Here is a 17,886-nt window from a genome sequence, read left to right as displayed (position 1 = left end):
AGACCGGCAGCTGCTAGACCACGCCGGCCAACAGCCGTTCAATCGGCTGGATCAGCGAATTGGCGGTGAATGGCTTGGTCAGATAGGCCACGCATCCCGATGCCGTTGCCGCCATGCGCGTCGCCGGGTTGTCATTTCCGGTGATGTAGATGACGGGGATTTCGATGCCCTGATCCGCCAGGCGGTGCCGCAGTTCGATCCCGGACCCATCGCTGAGATTGATGTCCAATATCAGGCAAACCGCGCTGTCAAAGCTGCCATGTCTCAGTAACGCGCTTCCGGTCTCGAATAACCTGGATGCAAATCCACACTGCCGTAGAAGCCGTCCGATTCCACGGAGCATGGAGGGATTATCATCCACGACGAAAACGAGTTTCGCGGTCGGCAAATCCTGAAGCCTCTACCTATCGCTGAATGACCTTCGCCCGCGTATGGATAAAGGGCACGTCAAGCGGCTACCGGCGCGCAATATTCTCGCGGCCAAGATCGGAGATACGCCGCGTCACAGAGCTTTCATATTGTACCATGGGACAGGAGGGGCAGAGCTCCCCGGCCGATCAAGCCTTGACCTCGCCACCGGATGCGCGCGTCCCGAGCTGCTCGGCGATCGAAACCAGCTCGGCAAGCGACTGCACCTGCATCTTCTCCATGACCTGGTGACGATGCGCCTTGATCGTGCGTTCGGTCGTGCCAAGCTCGTGAGCAATCTGCTTGTTGATCCGGCCGCACACAATCAGATCGAACACCTGCCGCTCGCGCGGGGTCAACTTCGCCAGCAGCGCGCGCAATGAATCGAGCCTGGTTCGCCGGCCGCGGGCCAGTTCGTGCCGTGCTAGAGCGCGATTGATCGCCTCGATCAGCTGTTCCGACGCGATCGGCTTGGTCAAAAAATCTTCGGCACCTGCCTTGATCGCCTGGACGGTCGTCGCCGTGTCGGCATGTCCGGTCAGGAATACGATCGGGAGCGTCGACCCCAGCTCGTTGAGGCGGCCCTGCAGCTCCGGACCGCTCATTCCGGGAATCCGGACGTCCAGCAGGATACAGCCGGCCCCTTCGTCGTCGGGCAATTGGTCGAGCAATTCCCGGGCCGATGCGTAGGTGGCGACGCGATAGCCTGCGAGCTTGAGCCGGCGCTCGAGCGCTGCGCGAAACGAGGCGTCGTCGTCGACTATGTGCACGTAAGCGTGCATTATTGCTCCACCGGCCAACATCGCCGCTACCTGTAGAATGACCATCAGCGGCGATCTGAAAATGCTGCGTTCGTCGTAAATTGAACCTTGCAATAAGGCAAACAAGACCCAAACGCGCTACGCGGCCAGCGGCAGTGAAAGGTGGAATACCGCCCCTCCTCCGGACTGATTCTCGGCCCAGAGCTGGCCGCTATGCGCAAGAACGATCGTCCGTGCGATGGACAGGCCGATGCCCATGCCCTGCTCCTTTGTGGTGAAGAACGGATCGAAGATGTCGTTCAGCCTGTCCTGCGGAATTCCCGGCCCGGAATCGCTGATGGAAATCACCGCCGACGCGTCCCCATTGACTTCCGTACGGCCGATGATGGTGCGCCCGTAGGGCATTTTGGCCATCGCGTCCATGCTGTTGACGACGAGGTTGAGAATGACCTGCTGCAACTGCACCGGGTCGCCCTTCACCCGCAGGGTCTGCGGTGAGGTCTGCAGATAGATTGCGACGTTGCGCGTCGAGGCCTGCAGCTTGAGGAAATCAAATGCTTCCCGCATGGTCTGGTTGAGGTCGATCTCCTTCTTCTCAAATGGCGCACGCTTGAGCAGGCTGCGCATCCTGCGGATCACCTCGCTTGCACGCAGGTCATCGCGCTTGATGTCGGAAATGATTTCCCGCACCTCCTGAAGGTCGGGCGTCGGCGACGCGAGGATCAGCTCCGCGCTCTCGGCATTGGTCAGGATCGAGCCCAGCGGCTGGTTGAGCTCATGGGCGATCGAGGACGAGAGCTCACCGGCAGTCGCCTGCCGATTGATATGGGCGAGTTCGGACAGGCGACTGCGGGCTTCGACCTCGGCACTCCGCCGCATGTGACGCTCGTGCAGCAGGAACGCAATGAGCGCGGTTTGAACCAGCAGCGCCACTGCCAGGGCAACGGCCCGCCAACGATATTTTTCCAGGAAGGACGGCTCACGGAAGCGAATTTCGTTGCCTCTTGGCAGACTGGCTTCGCTGACGTTCCAATGCTGCATCTGCCGCCAGTTGAAGATCGGCTTCACCGCATCGATGACCGACGGTGGCAGGCTTTCCGGCGCCTCGCCATCCAGAATGCGCAGCGCCCTTCCCGCAGCCTCGGCACCGATCAGCGACGGAACTATGACGAATCCGCCGATGCCGCCCGCCCCGAGGAAGGTCTCCGCGGCGACGACAATCGGACGATTGGCTCTTGCCGCGACAAATGCGAGGGCATCCGACGGCGGATAATAGTTGCCTTTGCCGTCGCTATAGAGGCCCGTGTAGATGATCGCGCTATGATCGGGGAGCGCCGCGACCCGCTCAACGATCTCGGGCATCGGACGTCCGATGATCTCGACGATGTCGAGGCCCGGAATGCCGGCCGCTGCCTGGTCTTTCCAGTTGCGAAACAGAACTTGCCGGTCCCAATCCGCGCCAACCAGCACGACGGTCTTGAGGCCCGGCAACACGGCGCGGGCAGCCGTGACGGCATCCTTGAGTTTCAAGTTCACGATGCCGTCGGTAACATAGGCCGGCGGCTGCAATCGCTTGAAATCGGCCTCTTCGACCAGCGAAAACACGATTGGCGTGTCGGGCCAGAGCTGCGGGCGCCAGCGGAGCGCAAGCTCAAGCGCAGCCGCGCCAATGGTGACCACCACGCCGATCGGCCGATCGCGATATTTCGCCTCGAGGAATCGCCGGAAATCCTCCTGATAGGCCTCGCCGCCGAAGCGATTGAGATCGAGGCTTTCGGTGTAGACGGTGGTCGGCGCGTGCCCGTGAGCGCTCACCGCATCCCTTAGGCCAACGAACACCTGGTAGTAGAAGGGGCCACGTCTATCGGACTGGTCCAGCACCAGCATGGAATGCGGGCGCGTTTGTTGCGCCCGGAGATCAGCCGGTGCCAACAAAGCAGCCAGCAGGATGATCAGTCCAGAGAGCCGAATTGCACTGCCCATAACGTTCGGAGCCGGAGACCAACGGGTTCAAAACCTAGCACCCGGTTGTCGCCGAGAAAATTGAAAAGTGATCTAAGACGGTGCGCACCAATTTACGAACAAATTGCCGCATTTCGCGCATCCTGTCCTTTAGGACAATGACCTCAAGACCAATAGAGACCGGCCGGGCCCTGTCGTAGTCATTGCGCGCGGACAAAAGCATTTCGAGCCGCCGCGGACGCTGCATCAGTCGTTACCCGAGAGAGTTAGTCCATGTTTGCTCGCGTCAATGCCAGACCCGCCAATGTGCCGAGCATCCTCGGTGGGTTGACCGCCCAGCACGCCAGCTGCGTCACCAGCGAATTCCACTACCGGAAAGGCACCGAGATCTACGGAGAGAAGGAGCCGGCGGAGTACGTCTACCAGGTCGTTTCAGGAGCAGTCCGCAGCTACAAGCTTCTTTCCGATGGGCGCCGCCAGATTGGCGCCTTTCATCTCGTCGGGGACATCTTCGGCCTCGAGAATGCCGAAACCCATCGCTTTACCGCGGAAGCCATCGTCGACACCAACGTACACTTGATCAGGCGGACCAGCCTTGAACGCGTGGCCGATTCCGATTTCGCCCTGGCTCGCAACCTGCTGGTCATGACGACCAGCAACCTGCGGCACGCCGAGGAGCACATGCTGCTGCTCGGCCGCAAGACCGCGCTGGAGCGGGTTGCCGCGTTTCTGCTCGAAATGGATCGCCGGCTGACCGGAGTCGGCGTCGTCGCCTTGCCGATGTGCCGGCGTGATATTGCCGACTATCTCGGACTGACGCTCGAAACCGTGTCACGTGCGCTATCCAAGCTGCACGCCTACGGCGCGCTCAACTTCCTTGGCTCGAACCAGCGCGAGATCATGCTGGTTGACCGCGACCAGCTGTCCAGGCTGGACAACTAGCCGACGTCAGGGAGATTTCGTGAGCGCCGCCTGGCGCTCGATGGTCTTTTGCAACACTTCGAACAAGACCGCGGTCGACCACCCGAACATGAGAATGCCGTTCATGGCCGCCATCGGTCCGATCAACAGCCACTGCTTGACCGGGATGACGTCGCCATAGCCGAGCGTGGTGTAGTTCACGAAGGCGAAATACAGCAGATTGCTGCCGGCGGGCGCGGCGCCGAGCACCCAATAGGCCAGGCTCCACACCACGATCTCGAGCGTGTGAGCCAGCATCAGCGCAAGCGCGGTTGCCACCATCACGCCGCTGAGCTGTAGCCCCGCCCGGCCGGCCGCGCTCAAGGCAACGCTGCGAAGCAACCCGATGGCCGCGACCGTCCACAGCGAATGGATCGCGATGTTGATCGCGCTCACCGCCGATCCCACGAGGAGCTGAAACAGCATCATCGCTCTCCCGCCAGCCGGGCGCGGTCGTCCCGGATCCATGCCGTGATCAATTCCCAGGCGACCGCGAGAATGATTGGGCCGATGAACAGGCCCACGATGCCGTGGGCAAGCGTGCCGCCGATCACGCCGACAAAGATGACCAGCGCCGGCGTGGTCAGGCCCCGCCCCATCACCAGCGGCTTCAGCACATTGTCGAGGACGCCGACGACCAGGAAGAAGAACGTGAGGGCGAGTGCGGTCGTGAAATCCTTGGCCGACCATAGCCAGATGATGACCGGAAACAGCACGATTGCCGCCCCGATCTGCACGATCGCGAGCAGCATCACGACAAACGCCAGCAGCCCCGCACTCGGGATCCCCGCCAGCTTGAAGCCAATGCCGGCCAGCAGCGATTGCAGGACGGCGACGCCAATGACGCCGCGGGAAACCGCCCGGATGGTCGCACCTGCAAGATCGAGGAAGTGCTCGCTCTGCTCCGGCACGATGCGGGACAGGAAGCTCCGGCACGCCGCCGCAAGCTGCAAGCCATAGGGAAACAGAAACCCTGCCACGACGACCGCCAGCAGAAACTTCAGCATCCCGATCCCGGCATCGCTGGCAAATGCAAACAGGGTCCCGGCCAACGGCTTCAGTTGCGGCACGACCTCGCGCAGCACGGCACGCAGATTGGTCGACGCCCGATCCCAGATCTCATGGAGCGGGCCGCCGATCAGCGGCCAATCCTTGATCTCGGGCGGCGGCGACGGCACGACAACGTGGCCGGCGCCGAGTTGTTCGGCGAGCTCCCTCACCCCCTCTACCGCTCCGATTCCGAGCCAGGTCGCCGGCCCGATGACGACTCCCAGAGAGATCAAGGTCAGCACGAGCGCCGCGACGCCGGTATGGCCGCCGAGCATTGCTGCGAGCCAGGTAAAGACGGGATAGAGCGCGACCGCGAGCACCACGCTCCAGGCCAGGATCGGCACGAACGGGCTGACCAGAACGAACGACCAGTAGATCAACAGTGCCAGCAATCCGAGGCGAATTGCGAGCTGGACGAACTCGTCTCCGGTCACGAGCTGGCGAAGGGTTTTCAAGAGCGTGCTTTCGAATCGAGCATCAGCAGCTACGCGGGAAGTGATGCCATCGCCTTGCTGCGCACGGCTTGATTCAGATCAAGCGTGACGCGTCCGGACTTTCACCGAGGAAGCGGCCCGGTTCAGGGGCAGGACATCACGAGCGCGATCGAGCCCCATCAGGCGGCGTCCTGCCTATCCGCGGCAATGTCCCAGGCGCAGGATCAATCGTCCGCACCGCCCTCTTGCCACTTTGATTCAAATCAAGCTTCGGGCCGGCCGCGGCTGACAGGCTCGGCGTCCTCATGGATCGGACAGCCGCTCTCGATTTGGCTGCCTTTCGGTCGCGACTGCCTGTGTCACCCCGATGTGGAGGACGTCATGAAGAACACCAAGACCCTGCCGGCCTTGATCCTGCTTGCGAGCATGGTCGGCATTGGCGCGAGCCAGGCGGCCCCGTTGCCGACCAATGTCGCGGCCATGAAGGGCATGGTCGAGAGCAACACCGCCCTTCAGGTGCGCTGGGGCGGCTGGCGCGGCGGCGGCTGGGGCTATCGCGGTTGGCGCGGCACCGGCGGCTGGGGAGGCTATCGTGGATGGGGCTATCGAGGCTGGGGCGCTGCGGCCGCCGGTGCGATCGTTGGCGGAGCCATCGCGAGCTCGGCCTACTATGGCGCGTATCCCTACTATGGCGGTGGATACGGCTATGGCGGCGGCTATGGCTACGACTATTGCCCGCCGGGCGGAGGCTACGGCTATTGCGCTCGGCCACGCTACTATGACGGATGGTAGTGCCGCCTTTACGTGACAGGCCGGCCTTCGGTGATGTCACCGAAGGCCGAGCAGCGAACGCCGATAGCCGCTCTCGCGCGCTTCATTCCTGCACACGAAGCCGCCATCGAAGCCCCTGGCATAGCGGGTTTGCCCTTTGAGGTAGTAGCGTCCGCGCCGAAAATCGAGCCAGACCACGCTATCGCCGGGGCAATGCCGCTGAGCCTGGGCTTCATAGCGGAAAGGCGTCAGCGGCAGCGCGGCCGTCTGTTGCGCGCAGCAAAACAGGAAGGTCGCGGCGCAGGCCCCGACGCCCAACCTGGCCGCCAGACGGTCTCGACGTCCGCTCGATTTTTCAGCTAATTCGAAGTGCATTCATTGCCGCCGGGAATGATCCGTGTCGTGCTGAAGACGATAGCTCATATTGTCAGAGCTTCGCGGGCGGAGCACCTCAGAACGACGATTCCAGCATCACGCGCGGCAAACAAGAGGCGCGCTCAGGACGATAGCAATCCAAAGGCGATCGCCGCGGTCGACAGCATCCCGGCCGTCACGACCACGACCTTGAAAGCAATATCGCCGTCGGCCGATTCAAGCCAGCGACGCAGCCAATTGCGAGCGCCAGCCGGCTGGCTTGCGCCACGCACTCGCCGAAATCTGTCGCTGGCATACCCCATGGCTGCGATTGTAGATCGCGGTGGAATGGAGAGACCAGTGCAGCTTGTGCCAAGCAGTCAGGGTCACGTGCGACGGCTTGACTGACCCAATTGGGCTATACGAGCCGGTTCGGCGCCAAGGCCCGCTCAACCAGCGCCCTAGCTTCCCTTCGAGCCGGCGGCGTTCCGCATCGGCCGCTCCTCCTCCGACGCGCTCTTCGAGGGCGCCGCGCCGCACATGGAGCCACTCCTTGATTCCGCGGTCGCCGCGCGAGCGGTGCGATCAAACGGATTCCGCTCCATGACCTTAGCGAAGCGAGCTCCTCCTTGTTCAAATAGGAGATCTTTCCCGGCGGAGTCATGACCATCCTGCCGATGGCCGACGGAGGAATACGGAGCTTGGCCGACAACCTCGCAAGCTTGATCGTGTCACGAATCGTTCGACTGTCCTCGTTGCCGTTTAAATTGGAAACCGAATGGACGCCGATCCTGGCATTTGGCGCCGCATAACGCTTCCTGCTCGCCAGGAAAATGAAAGCGCATGCCGAGTCGCATTCTCCGGAAACGTAACTGGCGATTTGCCTCTGGTGCGCGAGCATGGCGATTCGGAAGCCTTCGTAGAGGGACCCACCTCGGGAATCGAGATCGAGGCCAACGACCCGGCGCTCAGTCGCCAGATATCCGCGAAAGCGGACAAAGTCCCCATCCCTGATATCTCCACTGAGCTTCAAGACATCTCCAAAGCACCCCTGGACACGGGAAAACTCCATCGCGAGACAGTTCGTCGAGGTCAGCACGACCGCGATGCTCAAAACGCATCCTACAATCCGCATCGACCCATGCGTGGCGCTCCGGCTGTTTGCGTCGCCATCGATAAATGTCGCGCGGAGGACCCTCAAAGCGTGCTTCCAGGCTGCCACGGCGCTCCCCATTGGACCCGGGACCTCACACGATAAACAGAGCATCGACGCGCATCGTGGGTTGATCTGAATCAAACCCAATTCAGCAAGCGCGCAGGCGGGAGCGCCATTTTGACGTCTAGAAGCGCACGCTCTGTGCCGAGAGCAAACATCATCTACCGTGACCCTGGGATCAGCCAGTCCAATCCAGCATCGGGGTCACCGACAATCTCTACCTTAAGTCATTCATTTCATTTATTTCTTTTTGCCCCCGATCCTTGAGGGGACCGGACCGCCTGAGGAATCCCATTAAGGCTCGACATGCGCGATCAATCCACGCTCCACGCGAACTGCTGGTCGCCAAGGCAACCTAACGCGGGATGCGGCGTCTCGATGGTGCAGCGTCCCGAAAGCCGCCGCTTGCGCCCCATGGCTTGAGCGATGGCCGCCCACACGCGCCGGACAACGCTGTCCGCGACGCGTCATCTTGTGTAAACTCCCACGGCATCCCGATCGATTTGGGAGAACGACAATGAAAGTCTTCTTGCTCGCCTGCGTGGCCGCCGTCGTCGTGTCGGCATTCGGGGCCCTGGCGCTAAACCGGGTGCAAGAACCGGTCGCGCAGGCCTTTGCAACGACGGGCGTACGGCTGTAGCAAGTTCGCGTTCAACGGCTGCGCGCCCCCCTACTCCGCCGCGGTGACGGAGGGCTGGGGTCGCGCATCGCGCGCATTCTCCTCTTCCAGCCAGAGGCTATGGTGCTCCCTGGCCCAATTGACATCGACGGTGCCGCTTCCCATCGCCTCGAACGCGCCTTCCATGCCGATCGTGCCGATATAGATGTGCGCCAACATCACTGCCGTGAAGAGCATCGCTACGATGGAGTGGACGATCTGCGCGAGCTGCATCCCTTCGATGCCTGACAGGTAGAAGGGGAACATCAGCGCATATCCCGTCGCTGCCACCAGACCTCCGCCGATGACTACGATCCAGTAGATCGCCTTCTGGCCGGCGTTGAAACGATAGGCCGGCGGATGATCGTGCCCGACGATGCCGCCGCCGCGCTTGATCCAGTCGACATCCGCCTTGTTCGGGATATTGCCGGCGATCCACATCAGGAAGATCAGCACGACGCCGATGGTGAACGGGAAGCTGAGATAGTTGTGAACATATTTCGCCCATTGCGACCATTCGGAAAATGCCTCGTGGCCGATCAGCGGCAGCAGCAATGGACGTCCAAAAGTGACGTTCAACCCCGAGATCGCCAGAATGACGAAGCAAGTCGCCGTCATCCAGTGCACGAAGCGCTCGAATGCGGAAAAGCGCACGATGGTCCGGCCGGAACGACCGCTCTGCAGCCGCACCATCCCGCGGCTGAGATAGAAGATGACCAGCGCCGCGAGCATGCCAAGAATGGCGATGCCGCCGATCCAGCGCAGCGTCACGTTCCGGAACTCGCGCCATTCACGGCCGGCCGGCTGTTCGAGAACGCCCGAGCGCTGGTCGGGAATGCTGACGCGTCCCTGCACCCGGTTCAGTTCCTGCAGCAGCTGCTGCTCCTTGACCGCGCTTGCGGTCGGGTTGACCTGCTGGGCTACGGACGGGGAAGCCGCGGAGACGAGCAGCAGGAGTCCAGCCACGCCAATGACGAGCCGAACACATCGTGCAAAACACGCCATAAGGTCCTCCCGATATCGACGCGACCCGCGCCAGGTCGTCGTCAGGACTCGATCGTCTCGCGATAGGCGGTCTTCCAGCCCCATGCGCCTGAGCCGTAGCCGCGCTTCAGCACGCGCTCTTTATAGATCTGGGCAATGATCTCGCCGTCGCCGGCGAGCAGCGACTTGGTCGAGCACATCTCCGCGCAGAGCGGCAGCTTGCCTTCGGCAAGCCGGTTCGCACCGTATTTCTCGTACTCTTCCTTGCTGCCATCGGCCTCGGGACCGCCGGCACAATAAGTGCATTTGTCCATTTTTCCGCGCGAGCCGAAATTGCCGACCTTCGGATATTGCGGCGCGCCGAACGGACAGGCGTAGAAGCAGTAGCCGCAGCCGATGCAGAGATCCTTGGAGTGCAGAACCACGCCGTCGGCGGTGGTATAGAAACAATTCACCGGGCACACCGCCGCACAGGGCGCGTCGGTGCAGTGCATGCAGGCCATCGAGACCGAGCGTTCGCCCGGCTTGCCGTCGGCGATGGTGACGACCCGGCGGCGGTTGATGCCCCAGGGCACCTCGTGCTCGTTCTTGCAGGCCGTGACGCAGGCGTTGCACTCGATGCAACGGTCGGCGTCGCAGAGAAACTTCATACGTGCCATCGTCGTTGCTCCTTATGCCGCCGCGATCTGGCAGAGAGTGACCTTGGGCTCCTGCATGCCCGTCGCGGGATCGTATCCGTAGGTGGTGATCGTGTTCGCGCTTTCGCCGAGCACGATCGGATCGGTGCCCTTCGGGTAGTTGCCGCGAAGATCCTTGCCCGCAAGCCAGCCGCCGAAATGGAAGGGCATCCATGCAACGCCCTTGCCGACCCGCTCGGTAACGAGCGCCTTCATCCTTGCCCTGGAATTGTTCTCGGCGCCGGTGACCCAGACCCAGCCACCGTCCTTGACACCGCGATCGGCGGCATCGGCAGGGTTGATCTCGATGAACATGTCCTGCTGCAACTCGGCGAGCCACGGGTTTGTGCGCGTCTCCTCGCCGCCGCCCTCATATTCGACCAGACGGCCGGACGACAGGATGAGCGGAAACTGCTTTGCAATGCCCTTCTCCACCGCGGCCTTCTGCACGGAGAATCCGATATTGGGCATCCGGAACTGCTTGGCGTCGGGCAGCGTCGGGTATTTGGCGACAAGATCGACACGTGGCGTATAGATCGGCTCGCGGTGAACCGGGATCGGATCCGGCAAGCCGAAGGCATTCATGCGTGCCTTGCCGTTGCCGTAGGGTACGCAGCCGTGCGCCAGCGCGACGCGCTGAATGCCGCCCGACAGATCGAGCGACCACGACACCGTGTCCGGATTGGCCGGATTGATCTTGTTGATCACGGCCATTTCCGCTTCGGTGAGCTCGGTGTCCCAGCCGAGCTTCTTCAGGCTCGCCAGCGTGAATTCCGGATAGCCGTCCTGGATTCCCGACCCCAATGAATACGAGCCGTCCGCGAGCAGGCTCACCTTCCGCGTCGTGCCGTCCGGCAGCTTCTCCTCGCGCTCGACGCCGAACCGCGGCCGGAACGTACCGCCGCCGTCCATCACGTGCAGATTGGTGTTGTAGAGCAGCGGCGTGCCGGGGTGCTTGACCTCGGGCGATCCCCAGCACGGCCAAGGCAGGCCGTAATAGTCGCCGCCAACCTCCGGATCGTCCTTCGGCGCCCGCATCGTCAGCATGTCGAACTTCGCCTGGTTCTTCATGTGCGCCTTGAGGCGTTCGGGCGATTGTCCGCAATAGCCGGTCGACCAGCTACCACGGTTCATCTCGCGCAGCACGTCCTCGGCCTCGGGCAGGTTGTTCTCGACCTTGATCTTCTTGAACATCTGATCGGCGAAGCCGAGCTTCTTTGCCATCAGATAGATGATTTCGAGATCGTCCTTCGACTCGAAGATCGGCTTCACGATCTGCTCGCCCCATTGCAGCGAGCGGTTGGAAGCGACGCGCGAGCCCTTGCATTCGAACTGGGTGGCGACCGGGAGAATGTAGACGCCTTCCGTGCGTCCCGCCTCGACCGCGAGCGAGGCCCAGGTCGTCGGATGCGGATCGGCGATGACGAGCAGCTCGAGCGCCTTCAGGCCGTTGAGGGATTCAGGGATACGGGTGATGCTGTTGGAGGCGTGGCCCTGCACGAACACCGCCTTCACGTTGTCCTTCTGGGCGACCTGCTCCTTCGGCAACGTCACCGCTTCGAACCAGCGGGTCAGCGGAATGCCGGGGGTTTCCATGATCTGCTTGGAATCGAACCGCGACTTCAGGAAGTCATAGTCGACCTCCCAGACCCGCGACCAGTGCTTCCAGGCGCCTTCGGCGAGGCCGTAGTAGAACGGCAGCGTGACGATATCGAGCCCGACATCGGTCGCGCCTTGCACGTTGTCGTGGCCTCGGAAGATGTTGGCGCCGGCGCCGGCCTTGCCGACATTGCCGGTCATCAGCAGCGCGATGCAGCTCGCCCGCACATTGGCGGTGCCGACGGTCTTCTGCGTCTGGCCCATGGCCCAGATCAGCGTTGCCGGCTTCTCGGTAGCGAACATCTTGGCGACGCGCTTGAGCTGCTCGCCGGGAATGCCGGTGACGCGCTCGACTTCCTCAGGAGGCCATTTCTCGACCTCCTTCTTGAGGTCGTCGAAACCGTAGACGCGCTGCCGGATGAACTCCTTGTCCTCCCAGCCATTCTGGAGGATGTGCCACATCATGCCGTAGAGCACCGGAATGTCGGTACCCGGCCGCATCCGCACATATTCGGTCGCGTGCGCGGCGGTGCGCGTCAGGCGCGGGTCGATGACGATGAAGTTGGCCCTTTGCAGCTCCTTGCCCTCGAGCAGATGCTGCAGCGAGACCGGATGCGCCTCAGCCGGATTGCCGCCCAGGATGACCTGCGTCTTCGCATTGCGAATGTCATTGTAGCTGTTGGTCATCGCGCCGTAGCCCCAGGTGTTGGCGACGCCGGTGACGGTGGTTGAATGGCAGATACGGGCCTGGTGATCGGTATTGTTGGTGCCCCAGAACGCGCCGAGCTTGCGGAACAGGTAGGCGCCTTCGTTGGTCATCTTGGCCGAGCCGAGCCAATAGACGGAATCAGGACCCGACTTCTCACGAACAGCCTGAATCTTGTCGCCGATCTCATTGATCGCGGTGTCCCAGGAGACGCGGGTCCATTGCCCGCCCACCAGCTTCATCGGATAGCGCAGCCGCCGCTCGCTGTGCACGAGCTCACGCACGGAAGCGCCCTTGGCGCAATGCGAGCCGCGATTGATCGGCGAATCCCAGCTCGGCTCCTGGCCGATCCATACCCCGTTCAAGACCTCGGCCGTCACCGTGCACCCAACCGAACAATGCGTGCAGATGCTCTTGCGCACGGTCGCGCCCGCCGTGAGCGGACCGGCCGCCGCGGCTTCCGCCTTGCGCACGCTGCCGAGCGGCAAGGTGCCGAATGCGGCAAGCGCGCCGCCGGCAAGACCGGATTTGCGCAGGAAGCTGCGGCGGTCGAGGCCACCGGCCTGATCTGCAAGGGAGCTGGCGGCGGAGCCTTGGCGCAGGGAACGCTGGTTTGTTCGCTTGATCAGCACGGTCAACCTCCCTTGGCCGGATAACGATTGACGCGGTAGAACGCCTTGACGTGATCGGTTTCCTTGTAGCGCGCCTTGCGCTTCTCATCGTTGGTTTCGCTGTCAGCTTGCGCAGCCCCGACCAGCGGCGTTGCGAGGGTCGCGCCGGCGCCCACCGTGCCGACGCCGACCTTGCGCAGGAAATCGCGGCGCCCGACTGTGGTTGTCCTGTCTTCACTCATCGCATCTCTCCTGGACCTGCGGATGCAGGTCAGTTCGCGAACGTGAATGCTTCTGTCTCGATCTCGATAAAGGCGCGACCAAGCGCACCGACCGCACGATAGAAGACGGCGCTCTCCGCGCGCTCGATGTCGACGAACAGCCGCCCCATCCAAGGCGCGACGTGTTTGCCGAAGAAGGCGCGCTGCGCGTCGAACGGCGCCGGGAAACGCCCTCCCGCGAAGCCTGCCATGATCTCGCACAGGATAGCCGCGTGATCTTCCGGCTCGGAATTGTTCGCGATGCGCTCGATCCCGGACGCAGCGAGGTCGGCGCGCAGACGCGACAGCGGCCGCTCGTTGAGAAAGCCGGTCAGATAGTAGGAGGCGTAGGGCAAGAGCTCGCCGCGGCCGAGACCTGTGAACAGATCGAAATATTCGCGTTCGACCTTCGCCGCGACCGCATTGGCGGCGGATTCGGCCAGCGCGGCATGCGCGCGCCCAAGCGGCGTGGCATCGGCGGTCAACGCAGCCAGTTGATCGAGCAGTTTCTTCGATGGTGCGGCGGACAACAGTGTCGCGAGCAGCAGATATTCCTGCGCACGCGCGACATCGACAGAATCGATCGGCGCTTCGGCGTGAAGCGGCTCGCTGTACAGATCAGGCCGCAAATGATCGCGCGAGATGCCTGTGGCGGCTTCGACGGCGATCACCCGTTGCGCGGGCACCTTGTTCCAGTTCGAAACAGAGGGCTGGCTGATGCCGATTTTGCGCGCAAGCTCTGCAACGCCGCCGGCAGCGTCAATGGCTCGCTCAAGGCCAGCATCGCGCACGTGGACCTCCATCCAAGTCCCGGGTGCTGATTTTGCTTTTCTTACAAAGCGCTAGCGAAGCCTAGTCCCGGCCCAACGGGGGGTCAATCAGCTCGCATAGTCTGAGGCTATGGCCTTTCGTCGCGGTCCCTAGCGAGGCAGCGCGCTGCCGTGCGTGCGGCGCTCAACCGGCACCTGTTCGCCGTCGGAGCTTTCGTCGAGCGTTCGTTGCGTTGCAGCAGGATCAGGTGCGGATCCCGTGGTCGCGGCTTCTTCGGCGCCGATGCCCGGCAACTCGACCTCGCGCAATTCCTGCGAAGAATCCGCGACTTCAACCGAACGCTCGGGCGGTGCCTCGGCCGGCTTGCCGAGGCCGCCGACGATCCTGTCGATGAGCGCGGCCAGTTCCGGCTCGGAGCAATCCAGCGGGCCAAAGCCCGGCATCGCGGTCGGGTCGTTGAAGTCCCAGGCGTTCTCGGCAAGCCCGACAAAGTCGCGAATGACGGGATCGGCGCTCCAGGCGCGACGAAGCGCCGCACGCGTCAGCTCCTGCGGAATTCCCTTGCGCAGGAACGCCGTGATGTCGGTCGCCGACGTGATCGAGTCGATCGAAGGCAGGCTCGAAAGGTCGAATTCCGTGTGGTCGGCGCTCACGGCAGACGGCGGCGACGACTGCATGTCATCGCGCATGGCCGGGTCCGGTGGCGTGGCGTTCGCCTTTGCCTCCTGCTTGCGACGGGACCAGCGTGTCAGGAACTTGTCCTCACTCATTCGTGTCCGCCTTCATGCTGCCGGCGCGCGAGCGCCTCGGGATCGGCCTGCCGTCGCTTGCGCTTGAAGAACTCACGTTCGACGTGGTGCTCGGCCACGAAGCTTTCAATCTGCTCACGCAGCATCTCCGGCATGGGGACGGCCTCGACCAGATTCGCACCGGCCTCCGTGAACGCCTCGCCCTCCGAAGGATCGGCGGTCGCGGCAGCCACCGAATAAGGCCAGGCGCCTTCCGCCGGCGACAAGACGGCCCAGATGGCCGGACTGCCCGAGGCGAGATTGTCGCGATAGCGCGCCGTCTCGGAACCATAGAGATCGACCGTAGCGCTGCCGGCATAAAACAGCGTCGTCCCGTTCTCTTCGCGAAGCACCGTCCAGGGTTTGGTGTCCGGCTCGTCGGGCAACACGGCGACCGCGCGCCAGACAAAGTCGGTCCACGGCGAATCCGCCTGGTGCCGCTCGACCACAACGCCGACGGGGACGCGCACAAGCGGCAGCGCGGCCGGACTCATGTCGCCAACTCCAGATGTTTGACCGGCAGCCCCGTCAGCAAATTCTGCGGCTTCATCCGGAGCTTCTGGTCGGCGTTCATCGACAGAATGAGATAGACCGGCTCGCCCCGCATCTCGTCCGCGGCCGCGTTCGTGTCCGCAAACGTCAGACGGAACAATGAAAGCACGCGTCCGGCGCTGCGGTCGTCGAGCTGCTCGCCATGCCAGAGACGGTCGCCGAGCCTGGTCGCATCGGCGTCGAGCCCGACATACCAGGTGAGACGTGCATCACGCAGCTCGCGCAGCGGCTCAATGCTGACGTCGATCCCGAGCAGATGGGAGATCCAGCGCGCCATCGCCTGCGCCAGCGCCGCCGGCCCGCGGCCGCCTGCGGTGAGGTCGAATGCCATGTCGAACTGGTCGCTTCGGCGCCAGTAATCGCCGGCATTGTCCTCGCGCAAGACGTCGAGCTCGGCATCGGTCACCGCCCCCAGCATCGACATCAGCGAGAGCACCGGGGTCGGAGTCTGTCCCCCGACGACCTCTTCATCGCCGAGCAGCAGGGCCGGCAGGATGCGCTGCGGGCGGAAGAACAGTTCGGCTGCGCGCAGCACGAACGGATCATCGCAGCCGTCGAGCGCATTGCGCAGGATCACGTGCACGAGCTGATTGACGAACAGCGGCGGCAAATCGTTGGTCCCGGACCGGACGGTTGCAAGATAGGCCTGCTCCAGCGTCGGATGCCGCACGAGGAGGTCGCGGAAGGCAAGCACGAGCCGCCAGTTCTCCCGGGCGTCCGCATCGACAATGGCTTCGATCTCTTCGGCGCCGACCGGCCTGCGGGGAGAAGCGAGCAGCGCGCGGTGCAGCCGCCGCTCGACCGGGCATGCTTCATCCGGCGGAATCAGCTCCGGACGAACAAAATAGGCCTTCAGGAACTCGTCGGTGACGCAAAGCCCACCGCTCTCGTCGCGATCGAGCAGATGGTGGCCGCACGCGATCCAGAAATCATTCATCGGTGCCGCGACTCCCCGCTCATATCGGCAAGCTTGAGATCACCGTCAGGCTCGACATCGTCTTCGACTTCCATGAACGAGAACGCCTTGCCGTGTCCCTGACCCTGGCGCAGTTGCAGCCTGCGGAACGACTCCCGGACTTCGCCGTCGCTCACCGAACGGTGAACGGCAATGAGCGAGCTGACCGGATGGTTGCAGAGCGACTGCGCGAAGGCGACCTCCTCTTCCGCCGCCGTCCGCGCGGTCGCCAGATCCGGCGCTCCGAAACGATCGACGAGCTGCCTGGCGAGGCGGTCGATCAGCGCGCTGCAATCATTCTCGGTCGCAGGCACGATCTGCACCAGCGTCGACCAGCCCCAGGACTGCACCCCGAGGAAGCCACTGCGGAACGCGACGCGGGCCTTGCCGGTCAGCTTCGTCGGATCCTGATCGCAGAAGCGGAAGGCGCCGGAGACGGCCCATTCGCCCGGCTCGGCCGCCACATCGAATACGAAGGTGTCGGAGGGATCGAGCGCGATGCTGCGCAGCAGTTTCACAGCCGCGGCCCTCCGAGCTTCGGATCGAACCAGGACGGCGTTCCGAGTGCCTTGACGAGTACGCTGCGTTCAATCCTGTCGGCACCGACGCGGCGCGTGAGGAGATCGCCGCCGTCATCGATCCGCAGCACGGTGCGCCGCTCGCGGGGGATCCGGCTGAGATAGTCGCGCGCGAGGCTGCCAAAGCCATCGGTCTGCCAGCTATCGATCGCCCGCATCAGGTGCCGCGCAAAGCTCTCGGTCACCTGCACGGCTCCCGCTTCGCCAAACCCCTCCTCATCCAGCGCGGACGCGAGCGGATGGACGCCTGGTCCCTGATCGGCCATTGCAACCGTCCGGATCATGGCGCCGAACACCAGCCAGGCAGGCGGCTCGTCCTCGCGCGCTGACGTCGGCCATCCCATCCGTCCGCCGCCGACCAGCCCACCGTCAATCGCGACGGTGTCGGGCCAGCCGATCGCGACCGTCTTGTGCGGCGGCGCATAGGCGCGCAGGGCGTCGGTGAGCGCGACCATGCCGGCATAGAAGGCGCGCCGCGCGGTGGCCAAGGGCTCGCCCGGCTCGAGCACCACGGCGAATTCGGCAAGATCGAACCGGCCGACGCACACCAGCGTGCCGGCACCGCTTTTGGGTGCAATGCGGCAAGCGTGAGCAAAGGCGTCTCCGCTCTCACGCAACCGGACGAGCGTGAATGGCGGCGGCAGATGGATCGCTTCCGTCACGGAAACGCGGCTGGTCGGGGTCGACCGCAAGGGCCGTCCTCCACTTTCCTTTTCCTTCCGATAGTGAATATCTATACGAGGTGAAGGAATGGCGCGAGTCCGCAAGACGGCGCCGCACCCGCGGAGGGATCGACCTGGAGCAGCCAGCGAAGACCGTCCTGATCTGCTC

General features: G+C 63.4%; 20 protein-coding genes. 3 read left to right on the top strand and 17 right to left on the bottom strand.

The features are described from left to right. Nucleotides 1-13 precede the first annotated feature (13 nt). The 3 genes from J6525_RS20825 to J6525_RS20815 form a co-directional block, all read right to left on the bottom strand. Nucleotides 14-361 carry a response regulator gene (locus J6525_RS20825; protein WP_312009813.1) on the bottom strand — a complete coding sequence of 116 codons (348 nt, stop codon included), beginning with the start codon at nt 359-361 and terminating at the stop codon, nt 14-16. A gap of 196 nt (nt 362-557) precedes the next feature. Then, on the bottom strand, nt 558-1,190 hold the full coding sequence (locus J6525_RS20820; RefSeq protein WP_225646138.1) for a response regulator transcription factor: 633 nt from the start codon (nt 1,188-1,190) through the stop codon (nt 558-560). A gap of 117 nt (nt 1,191-1,307) precedes the next feature. Further along, complete coding sequence (locus J6525_RS20815) at nt 1,308-3,056, bottom strand: sensor histidine kinase (protein ID WP_225646090.1); 1,749 nt, start codon at nt 3,054-3,056, stop codon at nt 1,308-1,310. Between the two features lie 348 nt (nt 3,057-3,404). Between J6525_RS20815 and J6525_RS20810 the strand changes: the two genes are divergently transcribed. Beyond that, entirely contained in the window at nt 3,405-4,073 is a 669-nt protein-coding gene (locus tag J6525_RS20810) for a helix-turn-helix domain-containing protein (protein WP_225646089.1), read from the top strand. Nucleotides 4,074-4,079: 6 nt separating this feature from the next. On the opposite strand, the gene J6525_RS20805 is transcribed toward J6525_RS20810, so the two are convergent. Both J6525_RS20805 and J6525_RS20800 read right to left on the bottom strand, forming a co-directional pair. Next, complete coding sequence (locus tag J6525_RS20805) at nt 4,080-4,517, bottom strand: potassium channel family protein (RefSeq protein ID WP_225646088.1); 438 nt, start codon at nt 4,515-4,517, stop codon at nt 4,080-4,082. Continuing rightward, nucleotides 4,517-5,596 carry an AI-2E family transporter gene (locus J6525_RS20800; RefSeq protein ID WP_157343976.1) on the bottom strand — a complete coding sequence of 360 codons (1,080 nt, stop codon included), beginning with the start codon at nt 5,594-5,596 and terminating at the stop codon, nt 4,517-4,519. The genes J6525_RS20805 and J6525_RS20800 overlap by 1 nt, the downstream gene beginning before the upstream one ends. A 360-nt stretch (nt 5,597-5,956) precedes the next feature. On the opposite strand from J6525_RS20800, the gene J6525_RS20795 reads away from it, so the two are divergent. Next, entirely contained in the window at nt 5,957-6,367 is a 411-nt protein-coding gene (locus tag J6525_RS20795) for a hypothetical protein (protein ID WP_225646087.1), read from the top strand. Nucleotides 6,368-6,403: 36 nt separating this feature from the next. Here the strand turns inward: J6525_RS20795 and J6525_RS20790 are convergent, their stop codons facing one another. After that, nucleotides 6,404-6,721 (bottom strand): hypothetical protein, encoded by a 318-nt coding sequence (locus J6525_RS20790; RefSeq protein WP_225646086.1) that lies wholly within the window; start codon nt 6,719-6,721, stop codon nt 6,404-6,406. Between the two features lie 397 nt (nt 6,722-7,118). Continuing rightward, nucleotides 7,119-7,772, bottom strand: coding sequence for an ATP-dependent Clp protease proteolytic subunit (locus tag J6525_RS47525; RefSeq protein WP_225646137.1), 654 nt, complete (start codon nt 7,770-7,772; stop codon nt 7,119-7,121). Between the two features lie 661 nt (nt 7,773-8,433). Here J6525_RS47525 and J6525_RS46960 point away from each other — a divergent pair. After that, on the top strand, nt 8,434-8,556 hold the full coding sequence (locus J6525_RS46960) for a hypothetical protein (protein ID WP_256520575.1): 123 nt from the start codon (nt 8,434-8,436) through the stop codon (nt 8,554-8,556). A gap of 30 nt (nt 8,557-8,586) precedes the next feature. On the opposite strand, the gene J6525_RS20780 is transcribed toward J6525_RS46960, so the two are convergent. The 10 genes from J6525_RS20780 to J6525_RS20735 form a co-directional block, all read right to left on the bottom strand. Next, on the bottom strand, nt 8,587-9,579 hold the full coding sequence (locus J6525_RS20780) for a formate dehydrogenase subunit gamma (RefSeq protein ID WP_225646085.1): 993 nt from the start codon (nt 9,577-9,579) through the stop codon (nt 8,587-8,589). Between the two features lie 41 nt (nt 9,580-9,620). Then, nucleotides 9,621-10,217, bottom strand: coding sequence for a formate dehydrogenase FDH3 subunit beta (gene fdh3B / locus J6525_RS20775; protein ID WP_011088224.1), 597 nt, complete (start codon nt 10,215-10,217; stop codon nt 9,621-9,623). 12 nt (nt 10,218-10,229) lie between these two features. After that, nucleotides 10,230-13,172, bottom strand: a complete 2,943-nt coding sequence (locus tag J6525_RS20770) for a formate dehydrogenase subunit alpha (protein ID WP_225646084.1) — start codon at nt 13,170-13,172, stop codon at nt 10,230-10,232. A 2-nt stretch (nt 13,173-13,174) separates the two neighbouring features. Next, on the bottom strand, nt 13,175-13,393 hold the full coding sequence (locus J6525_RS20765; protein WP_028345027.1) for a twin-arginine translocation signal domain-containing protein: 219 nt from the start codon (nt 13,391-13,393) through the stop codon (nt 13,175-13,177). A 29-nt stretch (nt 13,394-13,422) separates the two neighbouring features. Further along, complete coding sequence (locus J6525_RS20760) at nt 13,423-14,202, bottom strand: Cro/CI family transcriptional regulator (RefSeq protein WP_225646083.1); 780 nt, start codon at nt 14,200-14,202, stop codon at nt 13,423-13,425. A 129-nt stretch (nt 14,203-14,331) separates the two neighbouring features. Further along, nucleotides 14,332-14,952 (bottom strand): DUF3306 domain-containing protein, encoded by a 621-nt coding sequence (locus tag J6525_RS20755; RefSeq protein ID WP_225646082.1) that lies wholly within the window; start codon nt 14,950-14,952, stop codon nt 14,332-14,334. Beyond that, entirely contained in the window at nt 14,949-15,464 is a 516-nt protein-coding gene (locus J6525_RS20750) for a DUF3305 domain-containing protein (protein WP_225646081.1), read from the bottom strand. Before J6525_RS20750 ends, J6525_RS20755 begins: the two co-directional genes overlap by 4 nt. Further along, on the bottom strand, nt 15,461-16,459 hold the full coding sequence (locus J6525_RS20745; RefSeq protein WP_225646080.1) for a DUF6352 family protein: 999 nt from the start codon (nt 16,457-16,459) through the stop codon (nt 15,461-15,463). The genes J6525_RS20750 and J6525_RS20745 overlap by 4 nt, the downstream gene beginning before the upstream one ends. Further along, a complete protein-coding gene (locus J6525_RS20740) occupies nt 16,456-16,995 on the bottom strand; it encodes a DUF6505 family protein (protein ID WP_225646079.1) in 540 nt (179 codons plus the stop codon). Before J6525_RS20740 ends, J6525_RS20745 begins: the two co-directional genes overlap by 4 nt. After that, complete coding sequence (locus tag J6525_RS20735; protein WP_225646078.1) at nt 16,992-17,747, bottom strand: biotin/lipoate--protein ligase family protein; 756 nt, start codon at nt 17,745-17,747, stop codon at nt 16,992-16,994. The genes J6525_RS20740 and J6525_RS20735 overlap by 4 nt, the downstream gene beginning before the upstream one ends. Nucleotides 17,748-17,886: the final 139 nt, after the last annotated feature.

It is taken from the genome of Bradyrhizobium australafricanum (assembly GCF_020329495.1).
Classification (GTDB): Bacteria; Pseudomonadota; Alphaproteobacteria; order Rhizobiales; family Xanthobacteraceae; genus Bradyrhizobium; species Bradyrhizobium australafricanum.
Note: the sequence above shows the minus strand (reverse complement) of the source record. Positions and strands in the feature narration are given on the sequence as shown.